The sequence below is a fragment of the Virgibacillus alimentarius genome, from assembly GCF_000709085.1.
Classification (GTDB): Bacteria; Bacillota; Bacilli; order Bacillales; family Amphibacillaceae; genus Virgibacillus_B; species Virgibacillus_B alimentarius.
In genome coordinates, this window is the sequence record NZ_JFBD01000048.1 from 1 (window position 1) to 18,051 (window position 18,051).

The window sequence follows — 18,051 nt, forward strand, 5'->3', positions numbered from 1 at the left end:
GAGTCAAAATGAAAGGAGAATGTTCATGTTAAATTTAGGAAGTTTGCTACTTGGGATAATTGCTTGGGTTGTTCCCTTTTTAGCTATGAAACACCCTTCAAAAAAATGTTTTAACTTCATTATTTTTAGTTTTAGTGCTTGTATAGCATCGTTGTGTTTGCAGCTATTCGAAATTAATAATAGAGTGCAATTGGAAGATTGGTCTGCACTCATGGATACTATTGGAACGTTAATATGGGTTGCTGTTATACTTGCTGTAATAACAATCATACTTAATATAATAGCGGTAGTTATATGCACCCAAAAGGAAACAAAAATTTAGTAACCTGCTACATACATTTTGTGTTCTTCTAATCCCACTGTAAATACTAGTTGTGCCTTGTTTTTCGCTTTACTAATCAGTGTATCAGAATCCTTAAATATTTTTTCGTGTAGAATTAAAATTTTGTTTAATAAATTGGAATCGGGAAACCCTTCCATATTCACGAACTCCAAAAAGCACTCCTCCTTCTCTTTTTCCAGAAAATAACCCGATATAGGAGCATTCTTATTCGGTTCACCAATAGCAATAATTTGTGAAAATATTTTTCAATCGGGCGCTTTTCCCTAATAAGTATAGCGCCATACCTCGTATAAGCCTAGATTCTAGAAAAAGAACGGAATAAAATAACTTATTGCTTTTTATGGCCGTAAACGAAACGAAGGCAAACCGCACAAATGAGGGGGTTTTCTACGTTGCAAAAGTGTGAAAGCTGCAACTCACAATTTAGCTGGAGTAAGATTTATAAATCATTCTGGTGGAGTTATAAACCAATTAAATGTGACAGTTGTGGGGCAAAAAATAATATAACAATTTCTGGTAGACTCACATTTGTTTCATTGACTATTTTACCAATGCTCATATTTGGTCAGTTCTTTTCGCCGTTTAGCAACAGTCTTTTAACCCTTGGAATATCACTTTTCATATTTTTTGTTGGCTCATTATTGGTACCTTTTTTTGTTACGTACAAAGCTTCATTGTAAAGAACTTTACTCTTAAACTACGGGTGCATTAATCGAACAATTAAGTGACAGAATCGGGCCAAATTATTTAATAATATATTTAAAGGAGTAGATGACTTATGAAGATAAATTGGACATTGTTTTATTCATATCTTCTTGTATGGATAGTTGTAGGAGCAGTGATATTTGATAATATAGCTCCAATGATTATTTTTATAATTTGTGGTGGAGTATGCGGTGGTTTGATACTTGCTGTAGGCAAAAAGAAAAGAAAAGCTTGTAGTTGAATTATTAAACAATCGGGTGCTTTTCCCTAATAAGGAATAGTGCCAATATTGCCTAGAAGGACCATGTTAAGGAATGAAATTATGTTAAAATTGAATCAATGATTCACTTATAGAAGATAAGGGGTGCTTTCCTATGTTTAAAAGGTTTTTGATGGTTTTTTTAACTTTAATTATAGCTGTTGGAGCGGTTTTACTGGCTGCTAAACATCCAACAGGCCCTAACACTGTTTCATATGATGAACCAGCTGGTTTGTGGATATCTATTGGAATGATCATCGTTCTTTTTTTACCGCCTCTGATTTTATCGCTATTTAGCAAACGTGTTGTGCGAATAATATCTGCAGTGTATCAAACGTTTGTAGTAATTTCTTTTTTAGGAATGATACCAATCGGATTTCTTTCTCCTCATCATGTTGGGGCAAGCGTTATTGCAATTTTAGGAGCTTTCGTTAGTATAGCTAGTGTTATTGTAACCTTAAAAGTGGATTCGAATAAAAAATAAAATGTTGATTAATCGTGCGCTTTAGCAGAATAAGAAGTAGGCATTACATTTGCATGATCGATCATTTTATGTGGAATTAGGAGTGATGAAAATACCCACTTGCGAGAATTGCCATAATAAGTGGAGCTGGAAACAAACGATTAAAAAGACTTTTACATTGAACCCTGCAATGACATGTCCTTATTGCGGGAAAAAGCAATATCAAACACAAAAATCAAAAACGAAAAGTAGCTTTTTTAACGCTATCATTTTATTACCACTACTGATTAACGCTATCTTTGATTTGCCCGGAATCCTTTTATTAAGTCTATTTCCCGTTTTATTCGTTTTGATTATGTCATTTTCCCCGTTCTTTGTGGAGTTAAGCAGCAGAGAAGAATATATTAACTTTTTTAAATAATAGGCTGTTAGAAAAAGGAAAGTATCAGAGAAAAGATACATGAAAGATTTCGTAAGGGGCTAAGTAGGAAAAGCGATACATATCAATTGACAATGTTTTAAAAATATAGTATTTAAGAATTGGGATTAGCACTCTCGAACATTAAGTGCTAAAATGAATGATAGAAAAAAAGGAGAGTTTATAAAATGGCAAAGAAAGAATTTAAAGCTGAATCCAAGCGTTTATTGGACATTATGATTAACTCAATCTACTCACAAAAAGAAGTGTTTTTGCGTGAACTTATATCTAACGCTAGTGATGCCATCGATAAAATGTATTATCAGGCGTTGACAGATGATTCGATGACGTTTCATAAAGACGATTATTACATAGAAGTGATTCCAAATAAAGAAGAGCGTACATTAACTGTAAAAGATACAGGAATTGGGATGACGGAAGAAGAACTGGAAACAAATCTTGGGGTTATCGCTAAGAGTGGCTCACTTGCATTTAGAAAAGAGAACGAAATTGAAGATGGCCATGACATTATTGGTCAGTTTGGTGTTGGTTTTTATGCAGCTTTTATGGTTGCTGATAAAGTGACAGTAAAGACCCGCTCCCTTAGCAGTGAACAAGCCTATAAATGGGAATCAACGGGGGCAGATGGTTACGCGATTGAAAAGGATGACAAGGAAGATATCGGTACAGAAATTATTTTGAATCTGAAAGAAAACACGGATGATGAGGATTATGACCAATTTCTTGAAGAACACCGTCTGCAAACCATTATTAAAAAATACTCTGATTTTATTCGCTATCCGATCAAAATGACGGTGACGAAAAGCAAACCACAGGATGAAGACAGTGATGAATATGTTGAATATCAGGAAGAAGAAACTGTCAATAGTATGGTTCCCATTTGGCGAAAAAATAAAGAGGAACTGACAGATGAAGATTACGAGAATTTTTATAAGGAAAAACACTATGGCTTTGACAAACCGCTAAAATATATCCATACGAAAGTGGATGGAACGATCCGTTATAACGCCATTTTATATATTCCTGAAAATGCACCTTTTGATTATTACTCACCAGAATATGAAAAAGGGCTTGAACTGTATTCCAATGGCATTTTAATTATGGAAAAAAGTCCGGAACTCCTTCCAGACTACTTCAGCTTTGTTAAAGGAATGGTAGATTCTGAGGATTTATCGTTGAATATTTCCCGCGAAATGTTGCAGCACGATCGTCAGTTGAAACTGATCGAAAAAAATATTACGAAAAAAATTAAGCAGGAACTTAAGAAGCTCCTTCGCAATGAACGTGAAACATATGAAAAATTTTATGATGCTTTCGGTCGTCAGTTGAAATTTGGTGTGTATAACAATTTTGGGGCAAATAAAGAAACGTTAAAAGATTTACTCTTATTTTATTCGTCAACAGAGAAAAAACTTGTTTCCTTACATGAATATGTTGCAAGAATGCCAGAAGAGCAGAAATACATTTATTATGCTGCAGGGGAATCCAACGAGCGGATTGAAAAATTACCACAAACTGAACTTGTTGCTGATAAAGGGTATGAGATTTTATATTTCACGGATGAAGTTGATGAATTTGCCATCAAAATGCTGAATGAGTACGAAGGGAAGGAATTCCGCTCCGTTTCCAGTGGCGATTTAGGGATCGATACAGAAGAAGAAAATCAAAAGGCGAAAGAAGAAGAAAACGAGCATCAGGACATGTTTGTAAAAATGAAAGAGATTCTTTCTGGTAAAGTTTCTGACGTTAAAGTATCAAAACGGTTAAAGTCCCATCCTGTCTGCCTTTCTACGGAAGGTGAGATTTCTTTAGAAATGGAAAAGGTCATTAACGCTATGCCGAACAATCAGCAAATTCAAGCGGATAAAGTGCTTGAAATGAATATCGACCACGACGTGTATCATTCATTAAAAGCAGCTTTTGATAAAGACGAAGAAACATTCAAGCTTTATACGAACCTACTATATAATCAGGCGTTATTAATCGAGGGTCTTCCAGTAAATGATCCAGTTGAATTTACAAATGATATCTGTAAAGTAATGATTTAACAAATACAGAAAATAACTATTATAAAGGATGTACATCAGACTAAGATTTATGCCCTTTAGGATGAAAGCTGAAAATATTACGTTTAGCCGACTGGCTCCCAAAAGTATAGCAGGTGCATGGCGGTTTTCTAAAGAAGATAACACGATTGATCATTGATCGTCTGTTATCTTCTTTTCCGCTTTGAAATAATATCAGTAGCACGCAAACGAAACCCATTTTTTTCTAATCCAATTTTCATCTTCTTCACATTGGGATTTAACTTGGCGGCTTTAAGATAAAAGTAATTAAAGCAAAGGGGAGAAAAAAATGAAAACATTCGTACTTATAACAGCAAGCGCACTACTTCTAACAAGCGGAGGTATTGGCTACGCGGCTCATGCAAATTCAGACACACCACCTGTATCAGAGAACAGCACTTCAATGAATTACCAAAAATATCAAATTGACGCAGAAAACGTTGACGATCTCCTTGAATACGACACACTTGATGATGTAGTTGACGCTGATGACTTCCATGCTCAAATTGTGGAAAACAACAATCACAAACGTGTGATTCTATTAAAAGATGATAACGGTCAGCTACAATTCAAAAGCATCTACGTTAAAGATACAAATAGACTGAAAATCATTAACCTGCACGAAGGCCTTGTATATAACGAAATCCTCCCATAAATATTTTCTCCCTGATAACGAACAATCATTGTCGTTTACAGGGGTGTCACGAAACATTACGAAAAATAAAGAGATAAATTAAATATGGAAAGTTCGTATGGAAGCCACCTCCTATGAAGGGTGGCTTTTAAAATATTGAAATTTAACAAAGGAGAGATTATGGCTGAGATGCTAGACAATGTGTTGATTGAAGGGTTTGATCCAGAACAGTTTCAGGATGGAGATCTATGTACAATAGATAGGTAGAAAATAATCAAAATTCTTACAACGGTTCTTTTATTTAGTGCAAAATGCGGGGTAGTCCAGGAGTTACATGAGATTAAGGAAAACTTTAAGAAACAAGAAAAATTTAATTAAGCTTTGTTACAGAAATTAGATGAAATCATTGGTTGGTTTACTTTCTTATTTACAGAAATAGTTTTCAATTCATTTATAAAAATATTTGCACAAAATGCCTCGTCGATCTGATACAATAAACCAATAGTCTAATTAGGGGTGATGTGATGAAAGCTATTCTAATCGGCATATTAGCTGCACTGTTTTTTTCAGTAACATTTATCTTTAACCGTTCTATGGAGCTGGAGGGCGGAAGCTGGATATGGAGTGCATCACTCCGCTTTATGTTTATGCTGCCGATACTGTTCCTCGTTGTTGGCTGGCAGCATAATGTCACACCGGTAATGAAGCATATAAAAGATAATCCGGTCGCATGGATGGTATGGAGTACAATCGGTTTTGGAATGTTTTATGCGCCGCTTACCTTTGCAACGATTTACGGACCGGGATGGCTTGTGGCTGCAACCTTTCAGATAACGATTATAGCAGGGTCTTTACTTGTGCCATTTTTGAGTAAAGGTAAAAAACAGCGCATTCCGATACAAAGTATTTTCATATCACTGATTATTCTTTCCGGCGTATTTCTTATGCAACTTGAGCATGCATCCTCGGTTCCGATCATTTATGTCATTCTATGTGTTATTCCATTAATTATTTCTGCATTCGCCTACCCGCTTGGGAACCGGAAAATGATGAAGGTGGTGAATGGGGAATTAAATACATTTCAGCGGCTCCTCGGCATGACCATTGCCTCGATGCCGTTCTGGTTCATCCTTTCGATTTATGGCCTGGCCGCTCACGGCGCACCAAGTACAAGCCAGGTATGGCAGACATTCATTGTAGCCGTTTTCTCTGGGATTATCGCCACGGTCTTGTTTTTCTATGCGACCGAGCTTGTTCGTCATGATAACCAGAAATTAGCCGGTGTGGAAGCAACCCAATCAGGCGAGGTCGTTTTCGCGCTAATTGGTGAATTGTTATTTCTAAGTGCAGGTTTACCGAGCATCCTTTCTTTTGTCGGGATGGGACTCGTTATCATTGGGATGATTCTGCATAGTGTCGTTTCCGCTCTGGGGAACCGGAAAAAGATGATGATTACGCGGAAAGTTTCCGGGGAAAAGTAAGTTGCTGTTAACAGGAAGATCGTTCAAACTTTGAAGAAGCAATTTCCTATGTTGAGGGAGGAAATTGAAGCTGAACATGGCGGAATAACTTGGAAAATGTGTATCGGTGAGAATTTACAAAGCAGTGTTTTAGGAAAGGATCATTTACAATTGCAAGAATATGCTAATAAGCAAGCCTTAATGAGCAGTAAAATCAAACAGGGTGATGTTTGGTTGACAGATGTTCTTTTTAAAAGGAACACGTCAAACTAAACAGCACCCTGTTATTATTGTGGGAATGAGTTAGCCCTGGATGTAGATGTCACTATTGCACCAGTTACTAGCCAGAAACCAAGAAATCAATTTGACGTTGTTCTGGAGTATTGGAAAGAAGCCGGATTGTTGAAGCTATTGTATAGGGTTAATAGATGGTGACACATCTTCAGTCATTTGGGACACATTTTCCTTAATTCTTATTATTATATTTTTGTTTCTCTGTCTCAGAAAGGTCAGTTTCTTCTCCAAGTTCAGTACTGTAATTTAGATTTCTGGTATCAATGGAATTATTACTTCTAACGTTTTCTTCATTCATAGGACGAAACAATAGGGTTAAGCAAAATAACCCACTTAAACCGACAAGTGCATAGACAATCCTTGCCAGTCCAGCTTCTTGCCCACCGAAAAGAGTGGCAACTAAATCAAATTGAAAAAATCCAATCAGTCCCCAGTTAATGGCGCCTATAATCACCAACCCAAGTGCTATTCGTTTTAATGTTTCCACGCCTGAATCACCTCCATTTTTGCTTGTTTTTCTGACATATTTATCTTTCCCTAAGATATTTTCGCTATACGGTGAAAGCTGTCATAATTACATAAAAGATTGTAATAATAAGGAGTAATTCTTAAAGAAATAAGGTGAAAATATGGATATCAATCAACAATTTACCCCCGGTCAGGTGGTGTATATGATTATTCGTAATCCACATGCACAGGACGTGGCTAATGTACAGCAAGCGGCAGTTGTCCAAAATCCGGATAACCCTGATGAACTGGCATTGTTTTTACATGAAACATACTTTCCTTTATCGGAGGAATTTGCGATCTTTGAAACAGAAGAAGAAGCGGAACAGACTTTTTGTGAGGCGTTCGGATCACCGGAGGATAGTGATTATTATGGTTAAACCATTTGTTCCACAGTTAATTTATGTTGAACCCCGGGCACTAACGTATCCGCTGGGTAAGAAACTGGTGGACAAGTTCCAAGATATGGGGATTGAAATCAGGGAGACTACCTCACATAACCATATTCGCAACCTTCCCGGTGATAATCATTTTCAAAAATATCGGAACGCGAAATCAACACTTGTAGTGGGCGTACGCAAGACACTAAAATTTGACACTTCAAAACCATCTGCCGAATATGCCATTCCTTTTGCTACTGGCTGTATGGGGCATTGCCATTATTGCTACCTGCAAACGACAATGGGAACTAAACCATATATTCGGACATACGTAAATACGGATGAAATCTTTGAAGCTGCAGAAGCATATATGGAAGAGCGTGCCCCGGAAATAACACGTTTTGAGGCATCATGCACCTCAGATATCGTTGGGATTGACCATTTGACTCACACACTTAAAAAAGCCATTGAATTTTTTGGGAGGTCTGATTATGGCAAATTGCGCTTTGTCACAAAGTTTGAGCATGTTGACCACCTTTTAGATGCAGAGCATCATGGGAGAACTCGCTTTCGATTTAGTATCAATGATGATTATGTCATAAAATATTTTGAACCGGGCACGTCAAGATTGAATGAGCGGATTAATGCCGCTGTGAAGGTTGCGGAAGCTGGTTATCCTTTAGGTTTTATCGTTGCCCCTATTTATTTACATGATGATTGGAAAGATGGTTATCACGAAATGTTCGAAAAACTGAAGGATGCATTACCCGGATTTGCGAAGAAAGATCTGACATTCGAGATGATTCAGCACCGATTTACTAAGCCTGCTAAACGTGTCATTCAAGAGAATTACCCGATGACAAAGCTTGAGCTTGATGAAGCGAAACGAAAATGGAAATGGGGCAGGTATGGAATCGGTAAGTATGTATATACCAGCGAGGAACAGGAAGACATCAAGGACACACTGGGGAACTATATCCACCAATATTTCCCTGAGTCAAAAATTGAGTATTTTACTTGATAGCGGAAAATCAACAAACCTTTAAGTTACTTGGCTAAGTGAGGAAGAATGAAAAAAATGGAGTAAGAACAAAATATTCATCATAATCTACGTGCTTTTGGTATTATTTTCTTTCCTAAGTAAATAATACGGATAAACACTTTAAAGGAGGGCACATAGATGATTGAGTTGCAAACAGAACTTGAAGGAAAAAGAACCTATTATCGTGATATGGAAAAGCACGCTAAAAAACTTGGTTATTGTCTCGGAGAATGCTGGGACTATCATAAGGGATGCCTGGATGGACTACTCTGGCGCGAAGCAGGTGAATCCATCTATTTAAGAATGCCATTTAAAGTGCTGGAGGGGGAACTTGATCGTCCAAATGCCTATATTCAGTTTGAAACACCGTATGTAATCAAACATGTTGTCAATACAGGGCTGGACAAAAGTGCAAATGCACTGGGCGCTGCTACAGGCTTCAGCCAATTTCAGAAGCCACTAGACAAAGATGGCTTGATTAGGGATAAAAATGAATGGGAAGACTTGGGCGAGCGAACAGTCAATACGATAGTGGAATATGTCCGTTTTGCATAACTATACAATTGGCAAGTAATGAAAGGAGTAACTCGATTGGATCAGCAGGAAATGAAAAGGACTGTAGAGAAAATTATAGGTGAAAGCGCTGTTGGTACGATGGCGACAGTTAAACAGAACAAACCGCATTCAAGATACATGACTTTTATTCGAAACGATTTAAAGCTTATTACCGCAACCAGTTTGGAGACACATAAAGCTGAAGAAATAAAAGCAAACCCATACACCCACATCTTGTTGGGCTATGAAGGAGAAGGGTTTGGTGATCAATATGTGGAATATGAAGGAAAAGCTGTGATAAATAGCACTGCTGATCTGAAAAATGAATTATGGAATTCCTACATGGAGCATTGGTTTCATGGGCCGGATGATCCGAATTACATCCTACTGGAAATTACACCGGTTCGAATAAGAATCATGAACAAAACAGGTGCTGAACCAAAATTATTGGAATTTTAACAGGAACCGGGTAGCTTTTATATCCGATATTTTGGTTCGTAGATAAAGTGAACATTCTTCGCATCTGCATAAGTGTAGCAAGGCATTCGCCGAAAGGTTGGCGAATGCCAAGTTTTCATTATACATTTACAGGTTGATTCCCTTTTGATTTTTCCGCGGTACAATGGATTTCTCCACAGAGATTATTTTTATAACCCCTTCGTTTCATTTCGTTTATGACCTTCATGTGGTACTGGTACAATTTATAGAGAGAATGACTGCATACATAGTTAACCATTTCATGCTTTTTTCCCAGCCGTTTCCCCCCAGTGCGCAACATTCTCTGTGCTGTTCAAGTAGCTACTGACGGAGAATTTTGGGCAACAGATTATCATGTCTCCGTTTAAATAGGTTAATCGATTTTTGGGGCTGTTTCTTAATGAATTGGGATACAGCCCTTTTTAGGAATGGGAAAGTGGACAAAGTTTTAAAATGGGGAATTTACTTGATCCTATTCATTATTGTAAACTAAGTGCAAGCAAATGATTGGATCGATTTAGGATAAAACAAATTTGTATATACTAATCCTATTTTAAACAATAAGGAGAGAAATTACATGACAAAGGGAAATGAAATCAGCAATAATAAGGAACTGTCACCAGAACAAGGTGAAGCATTACTTCGTGTGTTGAGAGCCCGTTTTGAAAAAAATAAGCACCGTCATAAAGGTCTAACATGGGCTAAAGTTCAGGCAAAGTTGCAAACTCATACAGACAAACTGTGGTCACTCCATGAAATGGAAAGAACTGGCGGTGAACCGGATGTGGTAGGTTATGATAAGGAGAAGGATGCATACACTTTTTATGATTGTGCAGCGGAAAGTCCTAAAGGCCGCAGAAGTGTTTGTTACGACCGTGAAGGGTTGGAGTCGAGGAAAAAACATAAACCAGAAAATAATGCGATTGATATGGCAACTGCCATGGGCATTGAACTTTTAACGGAAGAACAATACCGAGCATTACAGAAACTGGAAAATGTCGATATGAAAACGTCGAGTTGGGTGCAAACACCATCTGCTATTAGAGAACTTGGAGGTGCTCTTTTTTGCGATTATCGCTACGGGCACGTCTTTGTGTATCACAACGGTGCGTCCTCTTACTATAGTGCCAGAGGGTTCCGCGGCTCACTAAAGATCTAAATGTTGTACGAATAGCTACTATATTTGCATTTGAAAACGGATTTACCTAGGGAAAGGCATTCCTTTCAAAGAGGGCTCCCGCTTCCATTTTGTGCATGGCATAGCCCAAAAATAAGTAGCAAAACATGCGTTTGCATGGTATCATATTCCCATGCAGATTGCTCTTTGAAAACGGAAGCGATAAGGTTGTTGCAGAAAAAACGTCTGCAACGTAAAATTTTCAACGTTCTTTCGTCTCACACTTACCGATGGATTCAAAACCAAGCAAAGTAGGACATGTGGCGAGTCCAGCGTACAAGATAGGAAGCGATAATCGTCGGTGCAACGGGGTTAGCCTGCTAAGTGGTCGGTAGTTCAATACGGGTTCTTTTCGGATGTTTATAGTCTTTGCTATTTTTGTGCTAAGAAAATAGAAAGTGTAATGATATACTTAAGTATAGGGTATAGGGATTACAACATGGTATGAACCTAAGTAGAAAACATGAGAATTACATATGTTGGATTTGAGGTACTTATTATACTGACAGGAAATCTGTACCACGTAAAGACAAGGGAAAGGGGGAGGACTATGGACGAAAAAGGACAACTGTCCGCTGAATCAAAAATTAATCATGCTGAGGGAGAAGTCATTAACGCAATTGCCGAAACGATGGATTTGTATGGTGTAACTCCGTCCATTGGCCGGCTTTATGCCACCATGTACTTTAAACATCATCCAATGACCCTTGATGAGATGAAGGACGAGCTTGAAATGACTAAACCTAGTATGAGCACAGCGGTCCGCAATTTACAGGATATCAATATTGTCCGTAAAGTATGGAAAAAAGGCTCAAGGAAGGATCATTTTGTCGCAGAAAAAAACTTCTTCAATTATTTTGGCCAATTTTTCGGAAGTAAATGGAGAAGAGAAGCTGAATTAAATCTTTTCGCTATCAAACAAGCGGAATCTCAACTACAAGAGGTCATACAAGGTGAAGAAGTCGAAGAATATTTAATCGAAAGAGCCAAGCAAGACCTTGAACAGCTAAAGGACTACAAGAAATATTGTTACTGGCTTCAACAGCTCGCAGATTCCATCGACTCGGGTGAAATTTTTGACCTTTTACCAGTGGACAATTCAAATGCAAAGGCATAATTTCAAGTGGCGAAATGTACCGTACCAAGTCGTTATTTCCAGCACTCTCTTTTTGTACGCTTTTCTCAAAATCCCGTTCTCCCTAGGGAGTGTCGGTTCGACCCCGACCACCGGTATTAGAATATCAAGAAACGTTATCATATCATAGCCTTGAGTGAATAAAATCTTTGCTCTTGGGGCTTCAAATGAGTAACCACGACCAACATGATTCATTGTCATAATTAAACGATTTAGGGACTCTGTATAGACATTTGTGATGGGGGAATTGAAATAGTTGAATATTTACTCTTCCCAATTATTCATTGCTTTAATAAGGTCTTCAAAAAATGTCATTAATTCCTCAGGGACATTCAAAAGCCAGTTTTTGTATAGTTTCTAGGCTTCGTTGATTCATTCAGCTTCGTAAAGTGAAGAGGAAATAAATAAATAAAACCTGATAACAAACGTTAGTAAGTCAATGGTGCTGATAGTTCCTTAATCGAACCGGACTCCGGCTACCGCGCTGTCACCCTGCATGTTTTCGTCACGTTCCAAAAATGGGAACCTATCAAAAATATGCAGGGTATTACCTAAACCTCTTCATCAAGTTGCTTATCGGTGATGCATGTGTTGCATTTGCCTGTACCTCTTCTGCAAAAGTCACCCGTCGGCTTCGTTGTCATGATGACATATTGATTTCGCAGGGTTCCCCCACTTCAAGCAACATGGAAGGGTGCTAAGTGGTGGGTAATTTTAAATCGAAGCATCTCCCATTCCCTCCACATGCCATTCATAAATTTCCATCCAGCCAAGTTCCCTCACTCTTTTTGATGGCCGCTTGATAAATTACTGCCGCTACAACCGCGTCAAATAGGGCCATGCCGGTTGTTTTAAAAATAATCGTCTCATCTTCATGATGGGGAAGTTCGGTCTGTTTACGGATCAAAGTGGATAATGTTTGCACGTCTTTTTCCTGAATCCATCCTTTCTTCAGAGGTACTGCGATATCACCGGATTCTTCGATAGCGTCATGTGTATCGACGATGATGGTGGATGCTAGATTGTATAAGGCCTTGGGGAACTCGCGCATGTCTGGTTGAAAGGAGCCGACGCCGATCACTAATTTTCCTTTTAATAATGCTTTTTTATCTGGCAAGACAGGTTCGGAGGATGTGGTTGCTGTGATAACGATTTCTGCTTGGCTAACTGCTTTTTCAGCGGACTTTGCAGCACAAATGGTAATGCCAGGAGCAATTGCTGCTTTTAATCGATCAATAAAGGATGCTACTTTTTCACCTTGTGTCCGGTTATAAACAATAATTTTGTTGATGGGGCGTTCTTCGCATGCAGCGATGGCTTGATAAAAGCCTTGTACGCCTGTACCGATAATCGTGAGTGTGGATGCATCTTGCTTAGCCAAATGGCGAACGGCGGAGCCGCCAACTGCACCGGTGCGAAGGCCTGTTAAGTAGGCGCCGTCCATCAGTGCTTTTACTTTGCCGGTTTGATTGCAGTTTAATACAACAAGCCCTTCGATGGTCGGTTGATGGATCCACTTATTATTTGGATATACGGTAACGAGTTTTGTTGTAATATAATCTTCGGTGAAGCAGGGCATCAGAAGGAGTGTGTTACCGCTTTCACTCACTTGGAATCTTGTGGGCATATGGAAGGTTTCATCCTCATAGATCATATAGGCTTGATCAATCCCGTCGATGATTTCTTTCATGGATACAGCTTTGTTGATCGCATGTTCATCTAAGTACAACATATAACATTCTCTCCTCTCTATTCTTATTTATAGTGGATCGTTTGTATTTTATGATGCATAGAGGCAGTAGAAGGTTTGCTGCGGCAGCGGAAAACCAACCTAAGGCAAGTTGTAGCGCGCATTTGGCTTGTTTTCGTTCGACTTTTCTACTTTATTACTCGAGTTGGCCGTGCTGTTGCTCGAGTTGCCTATCTTATTGCGCGACTTTACCATATGATTGCTCGTCCTAGAGCCTTTATCGCGCGACTTTTTTCAAAGCGATAGAAATACTTGCTGCTATCATCATGTGATTACGAGTCATTGCTTATCTCCCGACGTTTATCAAATTTCCTTAAGTACAGTTCTTCATTTATAATTTATCATTTTTATTATATGATAAAAATAGGCAATATAACCAATTATCTGAAAAAAATAATAGGGTTTTTACAAGCATACCGTATGGTAGGGGGGACGTAAGCGAATGAGAGAATTGGTACAAATCGCACAAAGGTTGGTGAAAGCGGTTTCGGTGACGCTGCCATTTTCGATTAGTTTAAGTGATGCAGATGGCTGTATTGTTGGTGCAACGGATTCAAAGCGAATTGGTACGTTTCATCCGGTATATAAGCGGGTGATCGAAAGCAAGGATGTGATTGCTTTTAGTGATTCGGAGGCTTCTAAATTTGACAATGTCTTACCGGGACTAGCGATGCCGCTGAATTTTCAGGAAGAAACGGTTGGTGTCTTAGGGATCATCGGACCGCCGGAAGAAGTGAGGCCCCATGCGGAACTTACCAAACATTACGTTGAGTTATTATGGCAGGAGACATTTTATAAACAACTAGCTGATCTAAAGACCAAAATGGAAGAGACGTATTTACAGTACATTTTAATGAATGACGCTAAAAATGAGGAGCAGATGATGCAGTATTGTGATGCACTGCACATCGACATGGATACGCAGATGTTTTGTGTTGTCATTCATGTGGAGGATTATTTGGTGAGGGAATTCGATGATCGGGTCCTTTCATTGACCGTAAATAATTTGAAGGAGCTTATTTTAAGAGAAATCAATCACATTTTTCATCAGAAACAGCTCCTAAAGGTTCGTTTTTTAAATACGGATAAAATTGTGCTTTTATTTTCTGCTGCTTCGGTTCATGCATACGTTGCTTTTATGGATGCATTTAAACAAAAAAGTGCGAAACTCCTCAGGCGGCTTGCGAAATATCATCTTTCAGGTCCTTCGATTGCAGCCGGAAAGCTGGTTGATTCTGTGTTGACGATCCATGAATCTTACCAGGAAGCGGAGCAGCTCCTAAAGCAGAGTCATAGGCAGATTTTAAGTTATCATGACTGGGACGTTACTACGGAATTGCTTCCATCCAAGGTGGATCAGGCCTTCAAGGATAGAATGATGTTCCGGTTGCAGGATGTATGGGAAGATAAAAAATGCAAAGAAGTGATCAGCAGTTTCCAAGCGTACTGCCAGTATGGGATGAATATCACAGAAGCGGCGAAGGCTTTAGCGATTCATCGTAATACAGTTATTTACCGGCTGAAGAAAATGGAAGAAATCACGTCCATGGATACAAGAGATTTTCAGCATTGTGCACTTTTATATGTTATTTTAAAAAATATTTGCCCCCTTTTTGTATAGGATGACCAAATGGAAAAAAGATGCAGATAATAGTGATAGCGCTTACATAAAATGTGCGCCAGGGTTTTTCGTTTTTCTCTTTAGAGTTATTTATACATGATTCGACCTGGTGTCTTTATGCATGTTATCTATAGTATCCGAAAATTCCCTCCAGTAAGCTTGGATGTAACAACGATTCAAAGAGGGGGAGCGAGATGCAGAAGCAGACAGATATCATCATTGTTGGCGGCGGCGTGATTGGTTCCAGTATTGCTTACCATTTACTAGAGGATGGCTATACCGGCGACATCACCATTTTTGAAAAGGATAAACGATATGAATTTTCCTCTACACCGCGAAGTGCAGGGGGAATCAGGCAATTGTTTACAACCGGCATTAATATCGAGATGGGCAAATATGCGGTTGAAAAGTATGCTGCATTTCCCGAAGAGATGAAGGTTGACGGAGAACGGGCGGAAATTGATTTTCAGCAGCATGGCTATCTTTTTTTAGTAAGCGATGAGCAGGAGATGAAGCAGCTGGAGAGACAGGCGAAGTTGCAGGAACAATACGGTGTTCGTTCTAAGATGTTAGGGAAAGCTGACCTGTTAGATGTGATTCCGGAGTTAAATCTGGAAGATATTGCTGGTGGGTTGTATTCCAGCGAGGATGGTTATTTAGATCCTTATTCGGTGATGCAAGGGTACGCGAAAAAAGCGAAGCAGCTCGGCGCAACTTTTGTTTATGAAGAAGTGCATGAAATTCTTAAAATCCGCAATCATGTAAGCGGTGTCAAAACAGCCGATGAGAATGTTTACCATGCACCGGTTGTGATTAATTGCGCTGGTCCTTGGGCTCCTTATTTAAGTGAAACCGTTGACTTGCCAATCCCAGTTACTCCATTAAAACGGCAAATCATTCAATTCAATGCAGCAGAACCGCTGGAGAAGAAATTGCCATTAACCGTTGACCCGAGTGGCGTATATTTTCGCCATGAAGGGAGTTCGATTATTTCCGGCTATTCAGAAGATGTAAAGCCTGGCATTGATTTTTCCTGGAAACGTTCTTTCTTTATGGACTTTCTCTGGCCTATTTTGGCGAACCGAGTGCCAAATTTCGAAAAGGCAAAAATTCAGAGTGGCTGGGCCGGCATTTACAGTCATAATACAGTTGATCAAAATGCCATTATCGGCGAACACCCGGACTTAAAAGGCTATCACTTGGCTGTTGGGTTCAGCGGGCACGGGATGCAGCAGGCACCGGCTGTCGGGAAAGGATTATCAGAATATATTCGAACCGGTGCTTATGAAACGATTGATTTTACGCCACTTAGGTTTGAGCGATTTTATGAAAAGGATTTCGTGATCGAGGAGGCCATTGTGTAATCAACCTTTTGAGAGGGGCTGTATAACATGAGAGAGAACTGGGCGGGACGGATTGGTTTTATTATGGCAACCGCAGGATTTGCTATTGGTTTAGGGAACATTTGGCGTTTTTCGTATGTGGCAGGGGACAATGGCGGCGGAGCTTTTCTATTTGTCTATCTCCTTATTATTGTTCTTGTCGGTATTCCTTTATTTTATGTAGAAGCAGCGCTTGGGAGGAAGACACAGTCTGGGATTATCAAAGGGTTACGGAAACTGACGCGAAAAGGAAGTCCGTGGGTATCGATTGGCTGGCTTGGCACGCTGGCGGCGACCTTGATTATGTCTTATTATCTCATGATCATGGGCTGGTTATTTGCTTACTTTTTTAAAATTAGTACGGGAACATTCTCCGGTATGACGACAGCCCAAATCGAAACGACATATGAAAATTTGGTGTCGAGTCCAATGGAAGTATTTCTTTATTCATTGATTCCAGCTGCCTTGATTCTATTTATTGTAGGGCGCGGACTTAAAAACGGCATTGAGCGCTTTTCCCGGTTTTTCATGCCAGTTCTTGTCATGATGTTAGTAGTCCTTGCTATTTTCTCCGTGACACTTCCTGGTGCAATGGAGGGGATTGTCTGGTATCTGAAGCCTGATTTTTCGCAAGTTACGATGAGCACGATCTTAGAAGCTTTAGGGCAGGCATTCTTCTCCATCGGGATCGGCCTGGCAGCAGCATTTACGTATGGTAGTTATTTGAAAAAAGAGGATTCGAATTTAGTGACAGATGGTTCCTGGGTGATTGCGCTTGATACCTTTATTGCGTTTATTTCCGGTCTGGTTATTTTCCCCGCGCTTTTTGCTTATGGGATTGCTCCGACTTCTGGTCCGGGATTACTTTTTATCGCCATCCCAAATCTCTTTGATCCAATCCCAGGGGGCATCTTCTTTGGTTTAGTCTTTTTCTTCCTAGTGATTATCGCAGCGTTGATGACGGGGGTTGGTTTAGTAGAGGCAGTCGTTGCTAATGTGGAGGAAGTCTTTCATTTCAAACGCCGAACAAGTCTTTACCTTTCGATGGCGATCATGATCATTTTATCGATTCCTTCGATTTTATCGCATGGGCCTTGGTCCCATGTCACATTATTCGGGCAGACGCTTTTTGAATTCATTGATTATGTCTCAGGCAATGTTTTGCTGACGCTTGGCGGGCTGCTCATCTCTTTATATGTTGCTTTTGTCTGGAAGTTCGAAAACTATATGAAAGAAGTGAATCTTGGTGCGAAATTCCTTAAAGTAGGCCCTGTATTCAAGCCAGTCATTACATTATTTATTCCCGTCATGATTGTGGTGGTTTTTGTGTCGAATGTTATTTAAAGGATTCAAAGGTGGAGG

23 protein-coding genes are annotated in these 18,051 nt (G+C 39.3%); 18 read left to right on the forward strand and 5 right to left on the reverse strand.

What is annotated here, in order from left to right; genetic code table 11:
* The coding region (locus tag GZ63_RS0108645) for a hypothetical protein (protein ID WP_051681437.1) at positions 1 to 322 on the forward strand (322 nt) is incomplete at its 5' end.
* Here the strand turns inward: GZ63_RS0108645 and GZ63_RS17875 are convergent.
* Positions 319 to 495 carry a hypothetical protein gene (locus tag GZ63_RS17875; RefSeq protein ID WP_156947712.1) on the reverse strand — a complete coding sequence of 59 codons (177 nt, stop codon included), beginning with the start codon at positions 493 to 495 and terminating at the stop codon, positions 319 to 321. The two genes, GZ63_RS0108645 and GZ63_RS17875, sit on opposite strands and share 4 nt — an antisense overlap.
* A gap of 222 nt (positions 496 to 717) precedes the next feature.
* On the opposite strand from GZ63_RS17875, the gene GZ63_RS18820 reads away from it, so the two are divergent.
* From GZ63_RS18820 to GZ63_RS0108685, 8 genes are all read left to right on the forward strand, one after another.
* Entirely contained in the window at positions 718 to 1,023 is a 306-nt protein-coding gene (locus tag GZ63_RS18820; protein WP_084179135.1) for a TIGR04104 family putative zinc finger protein, read from the forward strand.
* 98 nt (positions 1,024 to 1,121) lie between these two features.
* The gene (locus GZ63_RS17880; RefSeq protein WP_156947713.1) at positions 1,122 to 1,289 is read left to right on the forward strand and encodes a hypothetical protein; all 168 of its coding nucleotides are present in this window, start codon (positions 1,122 to 1,124) and stop codon (positions 1,287 to 1,289) included.
* A gap of 133 nt (positions 1,290 to 1,422) precedes the next feature.
* On the forward strand, positions 1,423 to 1,791 hold the full coding sequence (locus tag GZ63_RS0108660) for a DUF5391 family protein (RefSeq protein ID WP_029268639.1): 369 nt from the start codon (positions 1,423 to 1,425) through the stop codon (positions 1,789 to 1,791).
* Between the two features lie 85 nt (positions 1,792 to 1,876).
* Positions 1,877 to 2,191, forward strand: a complete 315-nt coding sequence (locus tag GZ63_RS17405) for a TIGR04104 family putative zinc finger protein (RefSeq protein WP_226374352.1) — start codon at positions 1,877 to 1,879, stop codon at positions 2,189 to 2,191.
* A gap of 185 nt (positions 2,192 to 2,376) precedes the next feature.
* Positions 2,377 to 4,257 carry a molecular chaperone HtpG gene (htpG, locus tag GZ63_RS0108665; protein WP_029268641.1) on the forward strand — a complete coding sequence of 627 codons (1,881 nt, stop codon included), beginning with the start codon at positions 2,377 to 2,379 and terminating at the stop codon, positions 4,255 to 4,257.
* Positions 4,258 to 4,564: 307 nt separating this feature from the next.
* The gene (locus GZ63_RS16570; RefSeq protein WP_038221096.1) at positions 4,565 to 4,930 is read left to right on the forward strand and encodes a hypothetical protein; all 366 of its coding nucleotides are present in this window, start codon (positions 4,565 to 4,567) and stop codon (positions 4,928 to 4,930) included.
* 503 nt (positions 4,931 to 5,433) lie between these two features.
* Positions 5,434 to 6,390 carry a DMT family transporter gene (locus GZ63_RS0108680; RefSeq protein ID WP_029268646.1) on the forward strand — a complete coding sequence of 319 codons (957 nt, stop codon included), beginning with the start codon at positions 5,434 to 5,436 and terminating at the stop codon, positions 6,388 to 6,390.
* A 30-nt stretch (positions 6,391 to 6,420) separates the two neighbouring features.
* Positions 6,421 to 6,642, forward strand: coding sequence for a hypothetical protein (locus tag GZ63_RS0108685; protein WP_029268647.1), 222 nt, complete (start codon positions 6,421 to 6,423; stop codon positions 6,640 to 6,642).
* Positions 6,643 to 6,835: 193 nt separating this feature from the next.
* Here the strand turns inward: GZ63_RS0108685 and GZ63_RS0108690 are convergent, their stop codons facing one another.
* Entirely contained in the window at positions 6,836 to 7,150 is a 315-nt protein-coding gene (locus tag GZ63_RS0108690; protein ID WP_029268649.1) for a DUF378 domain-containing protein, read from the reverse strand.
* A gap of 142 nt (positions 7,151 to 7,292) precedes the next feature.
* Here GZ63_RS0108690 and GZ63_RS0108695 point away from each other — a divergent pair, with 142 nt between their 5' ends.
* The 4 genes from GZ63_RS0108695 (at position 7,293) to GZ63_RS0108710 (ending at position 9,606) form a co-directional block, all read left to right on the forward strand.
* A complete protein-coding gene (locus GZ63_RS0108695; protein WP_029268651.1) occupies positions 7,293 to 7,550 on the forward strand; it encodes a transcriptional regulator SplA domain-containing protein in 258 nt (85 codons plus the stop codon).
* The gene (gene splB / locus GZ63_RS0108700) at positions 7,543 to 8,571 is read left to right on the forward strand and encodes a spore photoproduct lyase (RefSeq protein WP_029268653.1); all 1,029 of its coding nucleotides are present in this window, start codon (positions 7,543 to 7,545) and stop codon (positions 8,569 to 8,571) included. The genes GZ63_RS0108695 and splB overlap by 8 nt, the downstream gene beginning before the upstream one ends.
* A 159-nt stretch (positions 8,572 to 8,730) precedes the next feature.
* Complete coding sequence (locus tag GZ63_RS0108705; RefSeq protein WP_029268656.1) at positions 8,731 to 9,147, forward strand: YugN family protein; 417 nt, start codon at positions 8,731 to 8,733, stop codon at positions 9,145 to 9,147.
* A gap of 36 nt (positions 9,148 to 9,183) precedes the next feature.
* The gene (locus tag GZ63_RS0108710; RefSeq protein ID WP_029268658.1) at positions 9,184 to 9,606 is read left to right on the forward strand and encodes a pyridoxamine 5'-phosphate oxidase family protein; all 423 of its coding nucleotides are present in this window, start codon (positions 9,184 to 9,186) and stop codon (positions 9,604 to 9,606) included.
* Between the two features lie 118 nt (positions 9,607 to 9,724).
* Here the strand turns inward: GZ63_RS0108710 and GZ63_RS18825 are convergent, their stop codons facing one another.
* Positions 9,725 to 9,925 (reverse strand): pyrimidine dimer DNA glycosylase/endonuclease V, encoded by a 201-nt coding sequence (locus GZ63_RS18825; protein ID WP_226374350.1) that lies wholly within the window; start codon positions 9,923 to 9,925, stop codon positions 9,725 to 9,727.
* Positions 9,926 to 10,201: 276 nt separating this feature from the next.
* On the opposite strand from GZ63_RS18825, the gene GZ63_RS0108715 reads away from it, so the two are divergent.
* Complete coding sequence (locus tag GZ63_RS0108715; RefSeq protein ID WP_029268660.1) at positions 10,202 to 10,783, forward strand: DUF4256 domain-containing protein; 582 nt, start codon at positions 10,202 to 10,204, stop codon at positions 10,781 to 10,783.
* 568 nt (positions 10,784 to 11,351) lie between these two features.
* On the forward strand, positions 11,352 to 11,918 hold the full coding sequence (cudC, locus tag GZ63_RS0108720) for a choline uptake/conversion transcriptional regulator CudC (protein ID WP_029268662.1): 567 nt from the start codon (positions 11,352 to 11,354) through the stop codon (positions 11,916 to 11,918).
* Here the strand turns inward: cudC and GZ63_RS18690 are convergent.
* Both GZ63_RS18690 and GZ63_RS0108725 read right to left on the reverse strand, forming a co-directional pair.
* Complete coding sequence (locus GZ63_RS18690) at positions 11,901 to 12,200, reverse strand: hypothetical protein (RefSeq protein ID WP_318842368.1); 300 nt, start codon at positions 12,198 to 12,200, stop codon at positions 11,901 to 11,903. The two genes, cudC and GZ63_RS18690, sit on opposite strands and share 18 nt — an antisense overlap.
* Positions 12,201 to 12,687: 487 nt before the next feature.
* A complete protein-coding gene (locus GZ63_RS0108725) occupies positions 12,688 to 13,668 on the reverse strand; it encodes an ornithine cyclodeaminase family protein (protein ID WP_029268664.1) in 981 nt (326 codons plus the stop codon).
* A 460-nt stretch (positions 13,669 to 14,128) separates the two neighbouring features.
* Between GZ63_RS0108725 and GZ63_RS0108730 the strand changes: the two genes are divergently transcribed.
* From GZ63_RS0108730 to GZ63_RS0108740, 3 genes are all read left to right on the forward strand, one after another.
* Positions 14,129 to 15,307 (forward strand): CdaR family transcriptional regulator, encoded by a 1,179-nt coding sequence (locus tag GZ63_RS0108730; RefSeq protein WP_029268665.1) that lies wholly within the window; start codon positions 14,129 to 14,131, stop codon positions 15,305 to 15,307.
* Between the two features lie 194 nt (positions 15,308 to 15,501).
* Entirely contained in the window at positions 15,502 to 16,671 is a 1,170-nt protein-coding gene (locus GZ63_RS0108735) for an NAD(P)/FAD-dependent oxidoreductase (protein WP_029268666.1), read from the forward strand.
* 27 nt (positions 16,672 to 16,698) lie between these two features.
* A complete protein-coding gene (locus GZ63_RS0108740) occupies positions 16,699 to 18,033 on the forward strand; it encodes a sodium-dependent transporter (protein ID WP_038221098.1) in 1,335 nt (444 codons plus the stop codon).
* Positions 18,034 to 18,051: the final 18 nt, after the last annotated feature.